The organism is Amycolatopsis sp. NPDC028719, assembly GCF_055565395.1.
In genome coordinates, this window is record NZ_JBVHUL010000004.1 from 798,365 (window position 1) to 814,481 (window position 16,117).

General features: G+C 70.5%; 15 protein-coding genes. 8 read left to right on the forward strand and 7 right to left on the reverse strand.

Annotated features, from left to right (window positions below; all coding sequences use genetic code 11):
* Positions 1 to 212: 212 nt before the first annotated feature.
* A complete protein-coding gene (locus tag ACZ4TR_RS22410) occupies positions 213 to 1,445 on the forward strand; it encodes an MFS transporter (protein ID WP_465288822.1) in 1,233 nt (410 codons plus the stop codon).
* 35 nt (positions 1,446 to 1,480) lie between these two features.
* Here ACZ4TR_RS22410 and ACZ4TR_RS22415 read toward each other — a convergent pair whose 3' ends face one another.
* The 3 genes from ACZ4TR_RS22415 to ACZ4TR_RS22425 are packed head-to-tail and all read right to left on the reverse strand — an operon-like array spanning position 1,481 to position 4,170.
* Positions 1,481 to 1,738 carry a hypothetical protein gene (locus tag ACZ4TR_RS22415; protein WP_465288823.1) on the reverse strand — a complete coding sequence of 86 codons (258 nt, stop codon included), beginning with the start codon at positions 1,736 to 1,738 and terminating at the stop codon, positions 1,481 to 1,483.
* 54 nt (positions 1,739 to 1,792) lie between these two features.
* Positions 1,793 to 3,175, reverse strand: a complete 1,383-nt coding sequence (locus tag ACZ4TR_RS22420) for an amidase (protein ID WP_465288824.1) — start codon at positions 3,173 to 3,175, stop codon at positions 1,793 to 1,795.
* Complete coding sequence (locus tag ACZ4TR_RS22425; RefSeq protein WP_465288825.1) at positions 3,172 to 4,170, reverse strand: D-2-hydroxyacid dehydrogenase; 999 nt, start codon at positions 4,168 to 4,170, stop codon at positions 3,172 to 3,174. The genes ACZ4TR_RS22420 and ACZ4TR_RS22425 overlap by 4 nt, the downstream gene beginning before the upstream one ends.
* A 103-nt stretch (positions 4,171 to 4,273) precedes the next feature.
* Here ACZ4TR_RS22425 and ACZ4TR_RS22430 point away from each other — a divergent pair, with 103 nt between their 5' ends.
* Genes ACZ4TR_RS22430 through ACZ4TR_RS22440 form a run of 3 tightly spaced genes read left to right on the forward strand, consistent with a single transcriptional unit; the run spans position 4,274 to position 6,542 of the window.
* A complete protein-coding gene (locus ACZ4TR_RS22430) occupies positions 4,274 to 5,014 on the forward strand; it encodes a maleate cis-trans isomerase family protein (protein WP_465288826.1) in 741 nt (246 codons plus the stop codon).
* A gap of 60 nt (positions 5,015 to 5,074) precedes the next feature.
* Positions 5,075 to 5,821 (forward strand): maleate cis-trans isomerase family protein, encoded by a 747-nt coding sequence (locus ACZ4TR_RS22435; protein WP_465288827.1) that lies wholly within the window; start codon positions 5,075 to 5,077, stop codon positions 5,819 to 5,821.
* Position 5,822: 1 nt separating this feature from the next.
* On the forward strand, positions 5,823 to 6,542 hold the full coding sequence (locus ACZ4TR_RS22440; protein WP_465288982.1) for a GntR family transcriptional regulator: 720 nt from the start codon (positions 5,823 to 5,825) through the stop codon (positions 6,540 to 6,542).
* A 184-nt stretch (positions 6,543 to 6,726) separates the two neighbouring features.
* On the opposite strand, the gene ACZ4TR_RS22445 is transcribed toward ACZ4TR_RS22440, so the two are convergent.
* From ACZ4TR_RS22445 to ACZ4TR_RS22455, 3 genes are read right to left on the reverse strand one after another with little or no spacing between them, the layout of a single operon-like run.
* Positions 6,727 to 7,191, reverse strand: a complete 465-nt coding sequence (locus tag ACZ4TR_RS22445) for a DUF4262 domain-containing protein (protein ID WP_465288828.1) — start codon at positions 7,189 to 7,191, stop codon at positions 6,727 to 6,729.
* A gap of 60 nt (positions 7,192 to 7,251) precedes the next feature.
* On the reverse strand, positions 7,252 to 8,310 hold the full coding sequence (locus ACZ4TR_RS22450) for a tartrate dehydrogenase (protein ID WP_465288829.1): 1,059 nt from the start codon (positions 8,308 to 8,310) through the stop codon (positions 7,252 to 7,254).
* Positions 8,307 to 9,770, reverse strand: coding sequence for an NAD-dependent succinate-semialdehyde dehydrogenase (locus ACZ4TR_RS22455; protein ID WP_465288830.1), 1,464 nt, complete (start codon positions 9,768 to 9,770; stop codon positions 8,307 to 8,309). Before ACZ4TR_RS22455 ends, ACZ4TR_RS22450 begins: the two co-directional genes overlap by 4 nt.
* A 92-nt stretch (positions 9,771 to 9,862) precedes the next feature.
* Here ACZ4TR_RS22455 and ACZ4TR_RS22460 point away from each other — a divergent pair, with 92 nt between their 5' ends.
* Complete coding sequence (locus tag ACZ4TR_RS22460; protein ID WP_465288831.1) at positions 9,863 to 11,119, forward strand: aspartate aminotransferase family protein; 1,257 nt, start codon at positions 9,863 to 9,865, stop codon at positions 11,117 to 11,119.
* A 2-nt stretch (positions 11,120 to 11,121) separates the two neighbouring features.
* Positions 11,122 to 11,619 (forward strand): DUF3830 family protein, encoded by a 498-nt coding sequence (locus ACZ4TR_RS22465; RefSeq protein ID WP_465288832.1) that lies wholly within the window; start codon positions 11,122 to 11,124, stop codon positions 11,617 to 11,619.
* Positions 11,620 to 12,161: 542 nt separating this feature from the next.
* Here ACZ4TR_RS22465 and ACZ4TR_RS22470 read toward each other — a convergent pair.
* Positions 12,162 to 12,983, reverse strand: coding sequence for an aldo/keto reductase (locus tag ACZ4TR_RS22470; RefSeq protein ID WP_465288833.1), 822 nt, complete (start codon positions 12,981 to 12,983; stop codon positions 12,162 to 12,164).
* A 180-nt stretch (positions 12,984 to 13,163) separates the two neighbouring features.
* On the opposite strand from ACZ4TR_RS22470, the gene ACZ4TR_RS22475 reads away from it, so the two are divergent.
* Positions 13,164 to 14,549 (forward strand): FAD-binding oxidoreductase, encoded by a 1,386-nt coding sequence (locus tag ACZ4TR_RS22475; protein ID WP_465288834.1) that lies wholly within the window; start codon positions 13,164 to 13,166, stop codon positions 14,547 to 14,549.
* Positions 14,546 to 16,108: an acetolactate synthase large subunit gene (locus ACZ4TR_RS22480; RefSeq protein WP_465288835.1), complete on the forward strand. Its 1,563-nt coding sequence runs from the start codon at positions 14,546 to 14,548 to the stop codon at positions 16,106 to 16,108. Before ACZ4TR_RS22475 ends, ACZ4TR_RS22480 begins: the two co-directional genes overlap by 4 nt.
* Positions 16,109 to 16,117: the final 9 nt, after the last annotated feature.

Here is a 16,117-nt window from a genome sequence, read left to right on the forward strand (position 1 = left end):
CTGAGCCGCCCACAGCAGCCCACCTCGGTCGCGCCGGTCCAACCGGAGCCGCTCACCGCAGCCGGCCACGGTCGCACCAGCGCAGTCTGAGCCGCCCACAGCAACCCACCTCGGTCGCGCCGGTCCAGCCCGAGCCGACCACCGCAGCCGGCCACGGTCGCCACGCCCCTGAATCCGCGTCCCAACGCACCTACCTAGCCGGAGTCGCTCCCATGACCTCCCCGCCGCTCGCCCCGCTTCGCGAGCGTCGCTTTCGCGCCCTTGTCACCGGGCGGACCTTCGCCGACTTCGGCAACGCCGTCGCGCCCTTCGCGCTGGCCTTCGCCGTCGTTGACCTGACCGGGTCGGCCGTGGACCTCGGGATCGTCGTCGGGGCGCGGTCGATCGCCAACGTGCTGCTCGTGCTCTTCGGCGGGATGCTGGCCGACCGGCTGCCGCGGTCGGTGATCCTGCAGGGCACCGAGACCGCCGCCGCGCTCACCCAGGCCGCCATCGCCGCGAGCGTGCTCTGCGGATTCGCCTCCGTCCCGCTGCTGGTGGGGCTCAGCCTGGTCAACGGCGCCGTCTCGGCCATCTCGCTGCCCGCGGCCGCGTCACTCACGCCGTTGACGGTGCCTGCGCCGCTGCTCGCCCAGGCGAACGCCCTGGTCCGGCTGCTGTCCAACGTCGGCCGCATCGCCGGCGCCGGAATCGCCGGGGTGCTCGTCGCGTTCGCCGGCTCCGGGTGGGCGCTCGCCGGGAACGCCGTCCTGTTCCTCGCCGCCGCGCTGTCCTACCGCCGGATCCGCCTTCCGCGCGGTGAGCGAATCCCGGGCAGCCGTCCTCTCAGCGAGCTCGCGGAAGGCTGGCGCGAGTTCCGCGCCCGCTCGTGGGTGTGGCTGGTGGTGCTGCAGTTCATGATCGTCAACGCGGTGAACGCGGGCGCGCTGCTGGTGATCGGCCCGTTGGTCGCCGACGACACCTTCGGCCGCACCGGCTGGGGGCTCGCGCTCGCGGTGCAGACCGCCGGCGCGCTGCTCGGCGGCGTCTTCGCCGCGCGATGGCAGCCACGGCGGATGCTGCTGTTCGGCGTCGCGCTCGTGACCGTCGACGCCCTGCCGATGCTGGCGCTCGGCGAGACGCCCTATCTGCTGCCGCTGCTGTTCGCGATGTTCCTCTCGGGCTTCGCGATCGAGCAGTTCGGGGTCGCGTGGGACGTCTCGCTGCAGGAGAACGTGCCGCCCGAGAAGCTCGCCCGCGTCTACTCCTACGACATGCTCGGCTCGTTCGTCGCGATGCCGCTCGGCCAGATCGCCGCCGGGCCGCTGGCCGAGCACGCCGGCCGTTCGGCGACGCTCTTGGGCGGCGCCGCCCTCGTCGTCGGCGCGACGGCGGTCGTGCTCCTCAATCCGCAGGTGCGCGGGCTGGTCCGCCGCGCGCCGGTCAGCCCGGGCACGCCGGGATGAGGTTCAGCAGGCTCGGGCGGATCCCCTTGCTCCGGTCAGCGGCCGGCTCTCGGTTCCGGAGTCAGGTCGCGGTGCCCGTCGAGGCGCCACCAGCTCTCCAGAGTCTCCCGCAACGCCTTCAGCAGCTCGCCGCCCGTTTCCAGGGGCACCAGGACCGCCTTCCCGCCGTCCACCCGGAGTGCCGCGGTCAGGCGGTCACCCCGCTCGACCAGGCCCACCACCACCTGGGTCGGCACTCCGGCGACGTCCACGGTCGGAATGGCGCGCTCGTACCGCCAGCGTTCAGCGTTCACCCGGCCGACAGTGGCACAGCTTTTCCCGCGCGGCCCGGGGTTCACCCTCACGTGTCAGGCCGGCGCCCAGGGCCGCACTTCCTCCAAGAGCTTCGCCACCGCCAGCACGAGATCGTCCGAGTGCCGCGGCCCGACGATCTGCAGGCCCACCGGCAGCCCCGCCGACGTCCGGCCGGCCGGGACACTGATCGCCGGCTGCTGCGTCATGTTGAACGGGTAGGTGAACGGCGTCCACTCCGGCCACTCGCTGAGCCCGCTGCCCGGCGGCACATCGTGTCCGGCTTCGAACGCGGCGATCGGGACGGTCGGGGTGATCAGCACGTCGTAGCGCGTGTGGAACTCGCCCATGAGGATGCCGAGCGCGGCCCGCTCGGCGGTCGCGTCGAGGTAGTCGCTCGCCGACCACGTCTTGCCGAGCTCCCAGACCTTGCGCAGGCCCGGGTCGGTCCGGTCCGCCGAACCCGGCGGGAACGAGTCGAGCAGCTTCGCCGCCCCCGACGACCACAGGATGTCGAACGCCTGCTTCGGATCGGCGAACCCCGGGTCGGTCTCCTCGATGTGCAGCCCCGCGTCGCCGAGCGCGCGCACCGCCGCCGCGACGATCGCGGCGATCTCCGGGTCGACGTCGACGTACCCGAGCGTCGGCGAGTACGCGGCGATCAGGCCGCGGACGTCCCGGCGGACGGCCTCGCGGAACGACGCCACCGGCGGCGCGAGCGCGGCCGGGTCGCGGTGGTCGGGCAGCGACAGGACGTCCAGCAGCAGCGCGGTGTCGTCCACCGACCGCGCCATCGGGCCGGCGTGCGACAGCGGGCCGAACGGGCTCGCCGGGTAGAGCGGGATCCGGCCGTGGGTCGGCTTGAGCCCGACGATCCCGCAGAACGACGCCGGGATCCGCACCGAGCCGCCGCCGTCGGTGCCGACGGACAGTTCGCCCATCCCCGCCGCGACGGCCGCGGCGCTGCCGCCGCTCGACCCGCCCGCCGTCTTGGACGGGTCGGCCGGGTTGCGCGTGATGCCCTGCAGCGGGCTGTCGGTGACGCCCTTCCACGCGATCTCGGGCGTGGTGGTCTTGCCCAGCACCACCAGGCCGGCCTCGCGCATCCGCGCGGCGACCGGGCTGTCGACGTCCCACGGCTGGTCCGGGTCGATGCTCTTCGAGCCCCGCACGGTCGGCCAGCCCTGCGTCAGGAACATGTCCTTGATCGAGGACGGCACGCCGTCGAGCCACCCGATCGGGTTGCCGTCCCGCCACCGGACCTCCGACGCCTTGGCCTGTTCCAGCGCCCCGACGGCGTCGACGAGGCAGTACGCGTTGCACTCGCCGTCGCGGTCTTCGATGGCCTGCAGCGCGTTCTGCGTCGCCTCGACCGGTGAGAGCTCACCGGTCGCGTAGGCGGCGACGAGCTCGCTGGCGGTCAGCATCCTGTCGTTCATCCGGCTCCCTGGTTCCCCGACGGCACGTAGCCGAGCGTCTTGTCGACGACATTGCGCAGCGGCTCCCCAGCCTGCCAGCGGCGGAAGTTCTCGGTGAACACCTCGACGAGCGTGTTCCGCCAGCCGATGAAGTCCCCGGACATGTGCGGCGAGACCAGCACGTCCGGCATCGTCCAGAGCGAGCTGTCGGGCGGTAGCGGCTCGGTGTCGAACACGTCGAGTGCGGCGCCGGCGATGGTTTTGTCCTCCAGCGCGGCGACCAGGTCGGAGGTGACCACCAGCTCACCCCGGCCGACGTTGACGAACCGCGCCGACGGCTTCATCGCGGCGAACGCGCGCGCGTCGAACATCCCCTTGGTGTGCTCGGTCAACGGCGCGACGGCGACGACGTAGTCGGCGTGCGGCAGGAACGCGTCGAGCTGCGAAGACTGGTGCACGACCCCGAAGTCCGGGTCGCCCGTGCGCTCCCGGCGGCCGGCACCGCTCACCCGCATCCCAGCCGCGCGCAGCAGCCGCGCGATGGCCCGGCCGATCGGCCCGGTGCCGACGACCACCACCTCGCGCCCGGCGATCCGCTCGCTCTCGCGGTGCAGCCAGCGGCCCTCGCGCTGCAGGTCGTGCGACCGCGCGAAGTCCTTCGCGAAAGCGAGGACGACGCCGAGCACGTACTCCGCGATGGCGTCGTCGAAGACACCCCGCGAGTTGGTCAGGACGACGTCGCTCTCCACCAGCCCCGGGAACAGCACCGGGTCGACACCCGCGCTCGCGATGTGCAGCCAGCGCAGGCGATCCGCGGCGTGCCAGGCTCCTGGCACCGCAGTGGAGAGGAAGTCATAGACGAAGAGCGCATCGGCTCCGGACAGCGCATCGGACAGGCCCGCCGCGTCCGTGTAACGCACAACGGCCCCGGATTCGACAGCACGCATGTCCGGTGGGCGGGACTCGCCACAGAGCACCGCCAGGACCGGGGCTTCCTGGGTTTCCGAGGCGATCACGTTGACACGGTAAAAGTCGCTCGTATGATTGTCAACAATCCGAGGAACGACCCCCGGAGCACCGGACTGTCATCGAGTTCAGACGTATTCCGGAGGCTGAGCCTTGGATTTCGACTTCCTGGCGTTCGACGGCCCGCTGGCGCAACGCGGCATCGGCGTCATCGCGCCGTTCGACCTCGCGCTGGAGCGCGAGCTCTGGCGCTGGGTGCCCATGGAGGTGTCCCTCCACCTCGCCCGGACGCCGTACGAGCCGGTGCCGGTCAGCATGGAGATGGCCCGCCTCGTCAGCGACAGCCACCACCTGGCCAGCGCGACCCGTGACGTGCTGCACGTCGAGCCCGAGGTCGTCGCCTACCTCTGCACCTCGGGCAGCTTCGTCAACGGCGTCGACTACGAACGCTCGCTGACCAAGGCGATCTGCGACGCTGGCGCACCGGACGCCGTCACCACCTCGGGCGCGCTCGCCGAAGTGCTGCACCAGCTCGACCTGCACCGCGTCGCGGTGCTGACGCCCTACGACGCCGACCTCACCGGCGCCCTGCACGACTTCCTCGGCGAACTGAACGTCGAGACTGTCGCCAGCGACCACCTCGGGCTGGGCGGCGGCATCTGGAAGGTCAGCTACCGCACCATCGCCGAACGCATCCTCGCCGCCGACCACGGTGAAGCCGAAGCGATCTTCGTCAGCTGCACGAACCTCCCCACCTACGACCTGATCGAGCCCCTGGAAGCCGCGCTCGGCAAGCCGGTGCTCACCGCCAACCAGCTGACCATGTGGGCGTGCCTGCGCCGGATGAACCTGCCCATCGTCGGCCCCGGGAAGTGGCTTCATGACGTGTCGTGAAAGGTATTCCTTGACCAGCCCTCTAGGATTGTCGACAATTTGCGTCCCCCCGGAGGTTTCGTGACTACCATCGGCTTCATCTACCCCGACCACGCGGCCGAAGACGACTACCCGCTGGCCGAGCAGCTGCTCGGTGGCGCGGCCGCCGACGAGGGCGACATCCGCCTCGCGGTCGAGCACATCTACGGCACCGACAAGCACGCGGTCGCCGAACTGCTGGACCTCGGCAGCGAGACCCGCCTCGCCGACGGCGCCACCCTGCTCCGGAAGCACGAGCCGGACGCGGTCATCTGGGCGTGCACCAGCGGCAGCTTCGTCTACGGCTGGGACGGTGCCCGCGACCAGGCCGACCGCCTCGCCGCCGTCGCCGGGGTCCCGGCCTCCAGCACCTCCTTCGCGTTCGTGCACGCCGCGCGTGCCCTGGGCGTCAAGCGGGTCGCCGTCGCCGCCAGCTACCCGGACGACATCGCCCAGCTGTTCGTGGACTTCCTCAAGGCCGGCGGCATCGAGGTGGTCGCGATGGCCAGCGCCGACATCGTCACGGCCGCCGAGGTCGGCGCGATGACGTCGGAAGCCGTCGTCGAGCTCGCCGTGCGCCACGACCACCCGGACGCCGACGCGGTGCTGGTGCCGGACACCGCGATGCGGACGCTCCAGGAGATCAATATCGTCGAAGCCGCGCTGAAGAAGCCCGTGCTGACCGCCAACCAGGTGACCGTCTGGGAAGGCCTGCGCCTGACCGGGCGGCACCGGCTCGTCCGCTCCCTCGGCGCGCTGTTCCGGCAACTGCCGGAGGGGGATGCCTGACATGGCCCTGCCGCCGGGCATGCTGCCCGAGATCGAACCGGTCAGCCGCGAGTCGACGGCCGCGGTGATCGCGCGTCAGCTGCGTGACGCGATCATGACCGGCGCCCTCCCGCCGGGCACCCAGCTCGGCGAGACGGAGCTGGCCTCACGGTTCCAGGTGTCACGGGGGCCGCTCCGGGAAGCCATGCAGCATCTGGTCTCCGAAGGGCTCCTGCGCAGCGAACGGCACCGCGGGCTGTTCGTGATCGATCTCGAGCCCGGCGACGTCTACGACATCTACGCAGCTCGCTCGGCGATCGAACGCGCCGCGATGATCCGCGCCGTGCGCGGCGGGGAACGCGAGCGGATCGCCGACGTGCTCGCGCAGACCGTCGCGGAAATGGCGACGGCCGCGAGCGAAGACGACCCGAGCGCGCTCTCCACCGCGGACCTCAGGTTCCACGAGGCCCTCATCAACGCCTCCGGCAGCAAACGGCTCGTCCGGATGGCCCGGACCCTGCTCATCGAGACGCGGATGTGCCTGACCGCGCTGCAAAGCACCTATCAACGGGTCGAGGAACGCGTCGAGGAGCACACGAAACTCATTCAGGCCCTTCGCGACGGCGACGAGGAGACGGCGCTGGCCCTGCTCGACTCGCACATGGAGGACGCGGTGCAGCGCCTCGCGCCGGGGACGAGCCTCATCGACGGGCACGCCCCGCCGGTGCCGGGCAACGCGTGAGCGGAACGCCGGCAGCCGGGGCCTGAAGCCCGACGCGCGCGATCGGTAAACCGGCGCGTGTACCTTCCTCCGGGGCGGAGCGTGCACCCGGACGACCGGCTCGGGTTCCGGGGGATCCGGCAGGCGCACATGGACGGCCCGCACGGGGACCGGGAAGCAGTTGGCCGGCGGTGAGCACCCGCAGTTAAGCGCCATCACGCACCCCCAGCACCGGCTGGCCGCCACGGCCGTCCCGGTAGTCCGGCGACCACGGGAAGCGGCCCTGCGAGTCCGCGTGGACCAGTTGCAGCGCACGGATTTCCGGGCCGTACAACGCCACCGCGAACAACAGGTGCACCGACGGCTCCGCCAGCCGGACCGCTTCGATCACCGGGCCGCCCCGCAAGGGGACGCGCTCGCCCGGTGTGGGTGGCGACCCGTGCAGCGAGTGTGCGGCCAGGTCGTTCAGCAGCTCCGCGGCCTCCAGCAGCGGCAGGCCCGTCACGACCAGCTCGGGCAGGCCGTACCCGCTCAGGCCCACCGTGTAGGCCCACGGCGGGTACGACCCGCTGCCCTCGACTCCCTGTACGAGCCAGCCCCGGTCGGCCACGCCTTCGCGAAGCCGTTCCAGGTAACCGGATCTGTCCGGGTTCTCACATTCGAAGCACATCGGTGACTCCTCCCCCTCGGTGGACTTGTGACCACCGTGCCGGAGGGCACCGACAAAAACTCAGCCCAGCACTTCGGCCACCGCCGTGCCGAGCCGTTCTGTGGTATCCGTGCCGCCGAGGTCCGGAGTTCGCACCCGGCCCTCGTCGAGCACGCGGTCCACCGCGGCGCGGATCGCTTGCGCGGCAACGGTTTCACCCAGGTGTTCGACCAGCATCGCGGCCGCCAGGATCTGCGCTACGGGGTTCGCGATCCCCTGCCCGGCGATGTCCGGAGCGCTCCCGTGAACCGCCTCGAACATCGACGGATGTTCACCCGATGGGTTGATGTTGCCGGACGGTGCCATGCCGAGACCGCCGGTGATCGCGGCCGCGAGGTCGCTCAGGATGTCGCCGAAGAGGTTCGACCCCACGATGACGTCGAGGCGGTCCGGTGCCTGGACCATGCGCGCCGCCAACGCGTCCACGTGCATCTGTTCACTGTGGACGTCGGGGTACTCGGCGGCGATCTCGGCGAAGATCTCGTCCCAGAAGGGCATCGAGTGGATCAGCCCGTTGGACTTCGTCGCCGAGCACACGCGCGAAGACCGCGTCCGCGCCAGCTCGAACGCGTACCGGATGATCCGCGAAACGCCGACGCGGGTGAAGACCGACTCCTGCAGCACGAACTCGTCCGGCCGCCCGGCGTTGTGCCGGCCGCCGATCGCGGAATATTCGCCTTCGGAGTTCTCCCGGACGATGACCAGCTCCAGCTCCTCGGCCTTCCGCCCGGCCAGCACGGACGTCGTGCCCGGCAGGAGCCGCACCGGGCGCAGGTTGACGTACTGCTGGAACGCGCGCCGCAGCGGGATCAGCAAGCCCCACAACGAAACGTGGTCCGGGACGCCGGGGAAGCCGACCGCACCGAGCAGGATCCCGTCGAACGCCGAGAGCTGCGCGACGCCGTCGTCCGGCATCATCGCCCCGGCCTTCGCGTAGCGCTCGCAGCTCCAGTCGAACTCCGTCCACTCCAGCGAGAAGCCGAACCGCGAAGAAGCCCGGTCGAGGACCTTGCGGGCCTCGACCGTGACGTCCACGCCGATCCCGTCGCCGGGGATGCTCGCGATGCAGTAGGCCGTCACAGGGCCACCGCGATGTACTTGGTCTCGAGGAACTCGTCGATGCCGACGGAACCGCCCTCGCGACCGAGGCCGGACTGCTTGATCCCGCCGAACGGCGCCGCCGGGTTCGACACGATGCCCTGGTTGAGCCCGATCATCCCGGCTTCCAGAGCTTCGGAGACGCGCAGTGCCCGCTTGAGGTCGCTGGTGAAGACGTAGGAAACGAGGCCGAACTCCGTGTCGTTGGCCCTCGCGACCGCTTCTTCTTCGGTGTCGAACGGCGTGATCGGGGCGACCGGCCCGAAGATCTCCTCGTGCGTCAGGCGCGCCTCCTGCGGGACGTCGGTGAGCACGGTGGCCTGGTAGAAGTGGCCCGGCCCGTCGACGCCGGAGCCGCCGGTGAGCACCCGGGCGCCGCGATCGGTGGCGTCCTTGACCAGCTCCGTCACCTTGTCGACGGCCTTGTCGTCGATCAACGGGCCGACCACGACGTCCTTCTCTGTGCCGCGGCCCATCGGCAGCGCCTGCATCCGCTCGGTCAGCCGCCGCGAGAACTCCTCGACGACACCGCGCTGCACGTAGAACCGGTTCGCCGCGGTGCACGCTTCGCCGATGTTGCGCATCTTCGCCTGCATCGCGCCTTCGATCGCCGCGTCCATGTCGGCGTCGTCGAACACCAGGAACGGCGCGTTGCCGCCCAGCTCCATCGACGTGCGGAGGATCTTGTCGGCGCACTGCTCCAGCAGCTTCCGGCCGACGCCGGTGGAACCGGTGAAGGAGAGCTTGCGGGCCCGGCCGTCGCGGATCAGCGGCTCCATCACGCCGCCGGAGTCGCTGGTCGTGATGACGTTGAGCACGCCTTCGGGCAGCCCGGCCTCGGCGAGGATGCCGGCCAGCGCGAGCATCGACAGCGGCGTCTGCGCGGCCGGCTTGATCACCGACGTGCAGCCCGCGGCGATGGCCGGGCCGATCTTGCGCGTGCCCATCGCCATGGGGAAGTTCCACGGCGTGATCAGCAGCGTCGGGCCGACCGGCTGCTTGGTGATGAGGAACCGGCCCGCGCCGTTCGGTGCGGTCGCGAAGCCGCCGTCGATCCGGACGGCCTCCTCGGCGAACCAGCGGAAGAACTCGGCGGCGTAGGCGATCTCACCCTTCGACTCGGCGAGTGGCTTGCCCATCTCCAGGGTCATGAGCAGGGCGAGCTCGTCCTGGCGCTTCATCAGCAGCTCGTAGGCCCGGCGCAGGATCTCGCCGCGTTCGCGCGGCGCCATCTTCGCGAAGTCCGCCTGCGCGGCGACGGCGGCGTCCAGTGCGGCGACGCCGTCCGCCGGCGAGGCGTCGGCGACCTGGCACAGCTCCTTGCCGGTGGCCGGGTCCACCACCGGGAACGTCTTCCCCGACTCGGCGGCGACCCACTTGCCGCCGATGAACAGTTCCTTGCCGACCGCCTCGACGACGCCGGACTCGGTGCTCGCGCTCATCCCGACTGCTCCTCACGTGTTGTCCCGAGAGCCATGCTATGGATATTGTCAACAATCGACAACCCGCTCAACCGACCAAGGAGCACGCTGCCATGGCCCAGCTATCTCCGCTGCTCAAGCAGGCAACGCCCGTCGTGGTCGACCACGGTGAAGGGGTTTACCTCTACGACGTCGACGGCAAACGGCACCTCGACTTCACCGCCGGCATCGGCGTCACGAGCACCGGGCACTGCCACCCGCACGTCGTGCGCGCGGCGCAGGAGCAGATCGGCAAGCTCGTCCACGGGCAGTACACGACGGTGATGCACCGGCCCCTGCTCGAGCTGACCAAGCGCCTGGGCGAGGTTCTGCCCAGGGGGCTCGACTCGCTCTTCTACGCGAACTCGGGCAGCGAAGCCGTCGAAGCGGCCTTGCGGCTCGCGCGGCAGGCGACGAAGCGCCCGAACGTCATCGTCATGCAGGGCGGCTTCCACGGCCGGACCGTCGCCGCGGCGAGCATGACGACATCCGGGACGCGGTTCAGCGCCGGCATCGGCCCGCTGATGGCGGGGGTGCACGTCGCGCCGTTCCCCTACGCCTACCACTACGGCTGGGACGAGCAGACCGCGACGAAGTTCGCGCTGCGCGAGCTGGACTACCTGTTCCAGACGGTCAGCGCCCCGAACGAGACCGCCGCGATCTTCGTCGAGCCCGTGCTCGGCGAGGGCGGCTACGTCCCGGCGAACACGGAGTTCATGGCGGGCCTGCGCGAGCGCGCGGACCGGCACGGCATCCTGCTCGTCCTCGACGAGATCCAGACCGGCTTCGGCCGCACCGGCAAGTTCTGGGGACACGACCACTTCGACGTCTCCCCCGACATCGTGCTCATCGCGAAGGGCCTGGCCAGCGGCTTCCCGTTGTCGGGCATCGCCGCTTCGCAGGAGCTGATGGCGAAGGCGCTCCCGGGTTCGCAGGGTGGCACGTACGGCGGCAACGCCGTCTCGTGCGCCGCCGCGATCGCGACGCTCGAGGTCATCCAGCGGGAGAACCTGGTCGAGAACGCCGCCGAGCGCGGGCGCCAGCTGCTCGAAGGCGCGCGGGTGATCGCGGACAAGACGCCGGCGATCGGCGAAGTGCGCGGACTCGGGCTGCTGGTCGGCTCGGAGTTCACCACCGCCGACGGCGAGCCCGACGCCGCCACCGCGGCAGCGGCGCAGCAGGCGGCCGCCAAGAACGGCCTGCTGCTGCTCACGTGCGGGCCGTACATGAACGTCGTCCGCATGGTGCCGCCGCTGGTCGTCAACGCCGAGCAGGTCGACGACGCGCTGCGCATCTGGGGCGAGGTCGTCGCGTCCGTCACGGGGAGCTGAGCATGGCCCGGTACATCACGATCACCCTCGACAAGCGCGGGATCTCCTGCCGGGCGCGGTTGCTCGACGACGAGGCACCGCGGACGTGCAGGGCGGTGTGGGACGCGCTGCCGCAGAGCGGTTCGGCTTACCACGCGAAGTACGCGCGCAACGAGGTCTACACGCTCGTGCCGCCCTTCGCGGAGCCGAAGCCCGGGCGGGAGAACCCGACGATCACGCCGATTCCCGGCGACGTCGTGTACTTCGGGTTCGAAGCCTGGGAGATCGGCAACCCCGCGTACGGCTACGAAGAGGACAGCGAGGCGCACGGCGACCAGGGCGCGACCGACCTCGCGATCTTCTACGGACGCAACAACCTGCTGATCAACGGCGACGCGGGCTGGGTGCCCGGCAACGTGTTCGCCACGATCGAGGAGGGCCTCGCCGAGATGGCGGCGGCCGCACAGGACCTCTGGTTGCGGGGGGTCGAAGGCGAGACGCTTTCGTTCGCGCGAGCCTGAATCCCTTACCCGACAAGGGGGACGCCGAGTGCGGTCACCGCACCCGGCGTCCCCTTTTCACTGCGTCCGGCCACTCGAAAGAGTGATCATCACGAGCTCACCTTTCGTGGCCGGTGATCACCGGATCGAGCTACCCGGCTGCCCGGGATGCCGGATCAAGGCCGGAATTACCGACAGTGAGATTGCCGCCGACTGTTACCCAGAGTGGCTGACCGCCGAAAGGGGCACCCCGGCATCAAACACGAAGGGATTACGTGTTTAGCATGGGAAGATTCCACGGCGTCGCAGTCTTCCGGAAATGGCTTTTTGACAGCTCGCCGACGCGGTGAAAACCTGCTTTCGCTCCCCACCGGGAGCACTCCAGGGAAGTCACTGAGTTATTCATCAAGGAGTCATTCGATGCAGATGTTCGCCCAGCACGCCCACTACTGCCACGACATCCTCACCGGCGCGCTGGCGCACCTGGCGCACGTTCTCGGCTGGCTCGTCTGACCCAGGCGGAACACCGGAGCCTGGCCGCGGGAGACCGCGGCCAGGCCGTTTCACCCCAGTACGTCCAGCCGCGCGAAATCGTCGTCGGAAAAGGTGATTCCGGTCGCGCCGCAGTTTTCTTCGAGGTGCGTGACCGACGACGTGCCGGGAATCGGGATCACCACCGGCGACCGGCGCAGCAACCAGGCGAGCGACACCTGAGCGGGTGTCGCGCCGAGGCCGGCCGCCACCTTTCCGAGCACTCCGCCCGCCCTCGCGTGGTCACCGCGTGCGATCGGCAGCCAGGGCACGAACGCGATTCCTTCGCGCTCGCAGTAGCCGAGGACGTCATCGGACGCACGATCGGTCAGGTTGTACCGGTTCTGGACGCTCGCGATCGGCGCGATGGCCCGCGCTTCGGCCAGCTGCGCGACGCTGACCTCGGACAACCCGATCCGCGCGATTTTGCCTTCGTCCCGCAGCCGCGCGAGCGCGCCGATCTGGTCGGCGAGCGGCACCTGCGGGTCGAGCCGGTGCAGCTGCAGCAGGTCGAGGCGCTCGACGCGCAGGCGCCGCAAGGAGAGTTCCGCCTGCTGCCGCAGGTATTCGGGGCGCCCGAGCGGCACCCACTCGCCCCGGCTCGGGCGCGCGTGGCCGCACTTCGTCGCGATGAACAGCCCGTCGTACGGGTGCAGCGCGTCGGCGAGCAGTTCCTCGTTCAGCCCCAGGTCGTAGGCGTCGGCGGTGTCGAAGAACGTCACGCCGAGCTCGGCCGCCCGGCGCGCGACCGCGGCGGCGCCGTCGCGGACGTGGTCCCACTCGGTGAGCCGCATCGCCCCGAAACCGAGCCGCCGCACGGTAACGCCGTCTTCGAAGGTGTACGTCGATGTCATGCCGGGAAGCTTTGCCCGGCGCGCAGTCACCCACCAGAGATTTAGCTTGAGCTAAATCCTGCTTTGTAACCAGTCGATCACAGCCGTCGGCACGCTAACGTGAAAAACCTTCATAGCGGCGTACCGGCGGTACGTACTACGCTGCGGTAACCACAGCAACGGCGCGAGGAGAGACTGTCGATGGGCGACGTGGCGGCACGGCTGGCCGAGATCGTCGGGGACAAGAATCTGCTGACCGGCGAGGAGATCTCCGAGGACTACGCGCACGACGAAGCGCTGACCGCGGAGCCGCAGAAGCCCGCGTACGTCGCGAAGCCGGCAACCGCGGAAGAAGTCGCGGAGCTGCTGAAGGCCGCGACAGAACACAACGTCCCCGTCACCGCGCGAGGCTCCGGCAGCGGACTCTCCGGTGCCGCGCGGCCGCGCGAAGGCGGGCTCGTGCTCTCCTTCGAGCGGATGAACCAGGTCCTCGAGGTCGACACCGGGAACCACGTCGCCGTCGTGCAGCCCGGTGTCACGCTCGCCGAGCTCGACGTCAAGACCGCCGAAGCCGGGCTCAGCTACACCGTCTACCCCGGCGAGCTGAGTGCGAGCGTCGGCGGGAACGTCGGGACGAACGCCGGCGGCATGCGCGCCGTCAAGTACGGCGTCACCCGCCACAACGTTCTCGGCCTGCAGGCCGTCCTGCCGACCGGCGAGATCCTCCGCACCGGCGGCAAGACGTCGAAGATCTCCACCGGCTACGACCTCACGCAGCTGATCATCGGCTCCGAAGGCACCCTCGCGCTGGCCACCGAGATCACCGTCAAGCTGCACCCGCGGCTGTCCCACGGCGCCACGGTGCTTGCCCCGTTCGGCGACCTCGCCCAGGTGATGGCCGCCGTGCCGGCGATCCTCTCCAGCGGGCTCGCGCCGCACATCCTCGAGTACATCGACAACCTGACGATGGCCGCCATCGTCTACAACGAGAAGCTAGAGCTCGGCGTCCCGGACAAGATCCGCGAGACCAGCGAGGCCTACCTCGTCGTCGCGCTGGAGAACCGCGAGAGCGGGCGGCTGCACGAGGACGTCGAGACGGTCGGCGAGCTGCTCGGGGAACTCGGCGCCACCGACGTCTACGTCCTCGAAGGCCCCGCCGCGCGCAAGCTGATCGAAGCGCGCGAGAAGGCCTTTTGGACCGCGAAGGCGGCCGGCGCCGACGACATCATCGACGTTGTCGTGCCGCGGACCGCGATGCCGGAGTTCATTGCCAAGTCGCGCGAGCTCGCGATGGCCGCGGGCGGCGGCGCGCTCGGCTGCGGCCACGCCGGCGACGGCAACGTCCACTTCGGGATCTTCTGCAAGGACGCCGACAAGCGTAAACGACTGTTAACCGACATCTTCGCGTACGCCATGGAACTCGGTGGCGCGATCTCCGGCGAGCACGGCCTCGGCCGCACCAAGGCGCACTACCACCAGGAACTCGAAGACCCGGCGAAGATCGAGCTGATGCGCCGGATCAAGCAGAGCTTCGACCCCGCCGGGATCCTCAACCCCGGCGTTCTCTTCCCCGAAGGAACCGCATGAGTGAGCTGAACGGCGCCCAGTCCCTGATCCGCACGCTGGTCGACGCCGGTGTCGAGGTGTGCTTCGCGAACCCCGGCACGTCGGAGATGCACTTCGTCGCCGCGCTCGACACCGTGCCCGAGATGCGGGGCGTGCTCGCGCTGTTCGAGGGTGTCGTCACCGGTGCCGCCGACGGGTACGCGCGCATCGCGGACAAGCCCGCCGCGACGCTGCTGCACCTCGGCCCCGGCCTGGGCAACGGCCTCGCGAACCTGCACAACGCGCGGCGCGCGCACACGCCGATCGTCAACGTCGTCGGCGACCACGCGACCTACCACAAGCAGTACGACGCGCCGCTGGAATCGGACATCGAAGCCGTCGCGGGCTCGCTGGAAGGTTGGGTGCGGCGTTCGGAGCACACCAAAGACGTCGGGGCGGACGCCGCCGCCGCGGTCGCCGCCGCGCAGGACGCGCCCGGTCGCGTCGCGACGCTGATCCTGCCCGCCGACGCTTCGTGGGGTGACGGCGGCGAAACGTGCGCGCCGGTTCCGCCGCGCGTTCCGCAGGCTGTCGACGCGACCACCGTCAAGGACGTCGCCGCGGTGTTCGGCACCGGCGAAACGGTGGCGCTGCTCATCGGCGGGGCCGCGTGCCGCGAGGAAGGCCTGCGCGCGGCGAGCCGGATCGGCGCCGCGACCGGCGCGAAGGTTTTCGTCGAGACGTTCCCGTCCCGTCTCGAGCGCGGCGCGGGCCTGCCGACGATCGAGCGGCTCGGGTACCTCGCCGAGCAGGTCACCTACCAGCTCGACGGGGTCAAGCACCTCGTCGTCGCGGGTACGAAGGCGCCGGTTTCGTTCTTCGCCTACCCCGGCAAGCCGAGCGACCTGGTGCCCGAAGGCGCGCAGGTGCACACGCTCGCGTCCGTCGGCCAGGACGTCACGCGCGCGTTGAACGAGGTCGCGGACCTCGTCGCCGCGGACACCGAGCCGGTGCTGCAGCAGCCGTCCCGGCCCGCGCTCCCGAGCGGGCCGCTGACCCCGCAGAACTGGGTCGACGTCATCGGCGCGCTGCTGCCGGAGAACGCGATCATCGCCGACGAAGCCAACACGTCCGGCCTGCTGCTCCCGACGGCGACAGCCGGCGCGCCGCGGCACGACGTGCTGACGCTGACCGGCGGCGCGATCGGCTACGGCATGCCGGTGGCCACCGGCGCGGCCGTGGCGGGACGCGACCGCCCCGTCCTGAACCTGCAATCGGACGGCAGCGCGCTGTACACGATCTCGGCGTTGTGGACGCAGGCGCGGGAGAACCTCAACGTCACGACGGTGCTGCTCAACAACCGCGCGTACGCGATCCTGCGGATGGAACTGCAGCGCGTCGGCGCCGCGTCGGGCGGCCCGAAGGCGAACGACCTGCTCGACCTGTCGCGGCCGGACATGGACTTCGTGAAGATCGCGGAGGGCATGGGCGTGCCGGCGACGCGGGCGACGACCGCCGAAGAGCTCGCCGAGCAGCTGCAGCGCGCCTTCGCGGAACCGGGTCCGCACCTCATCGACGCGGCGGTGCCGCCGCTGCTCTGACCCGGCTAT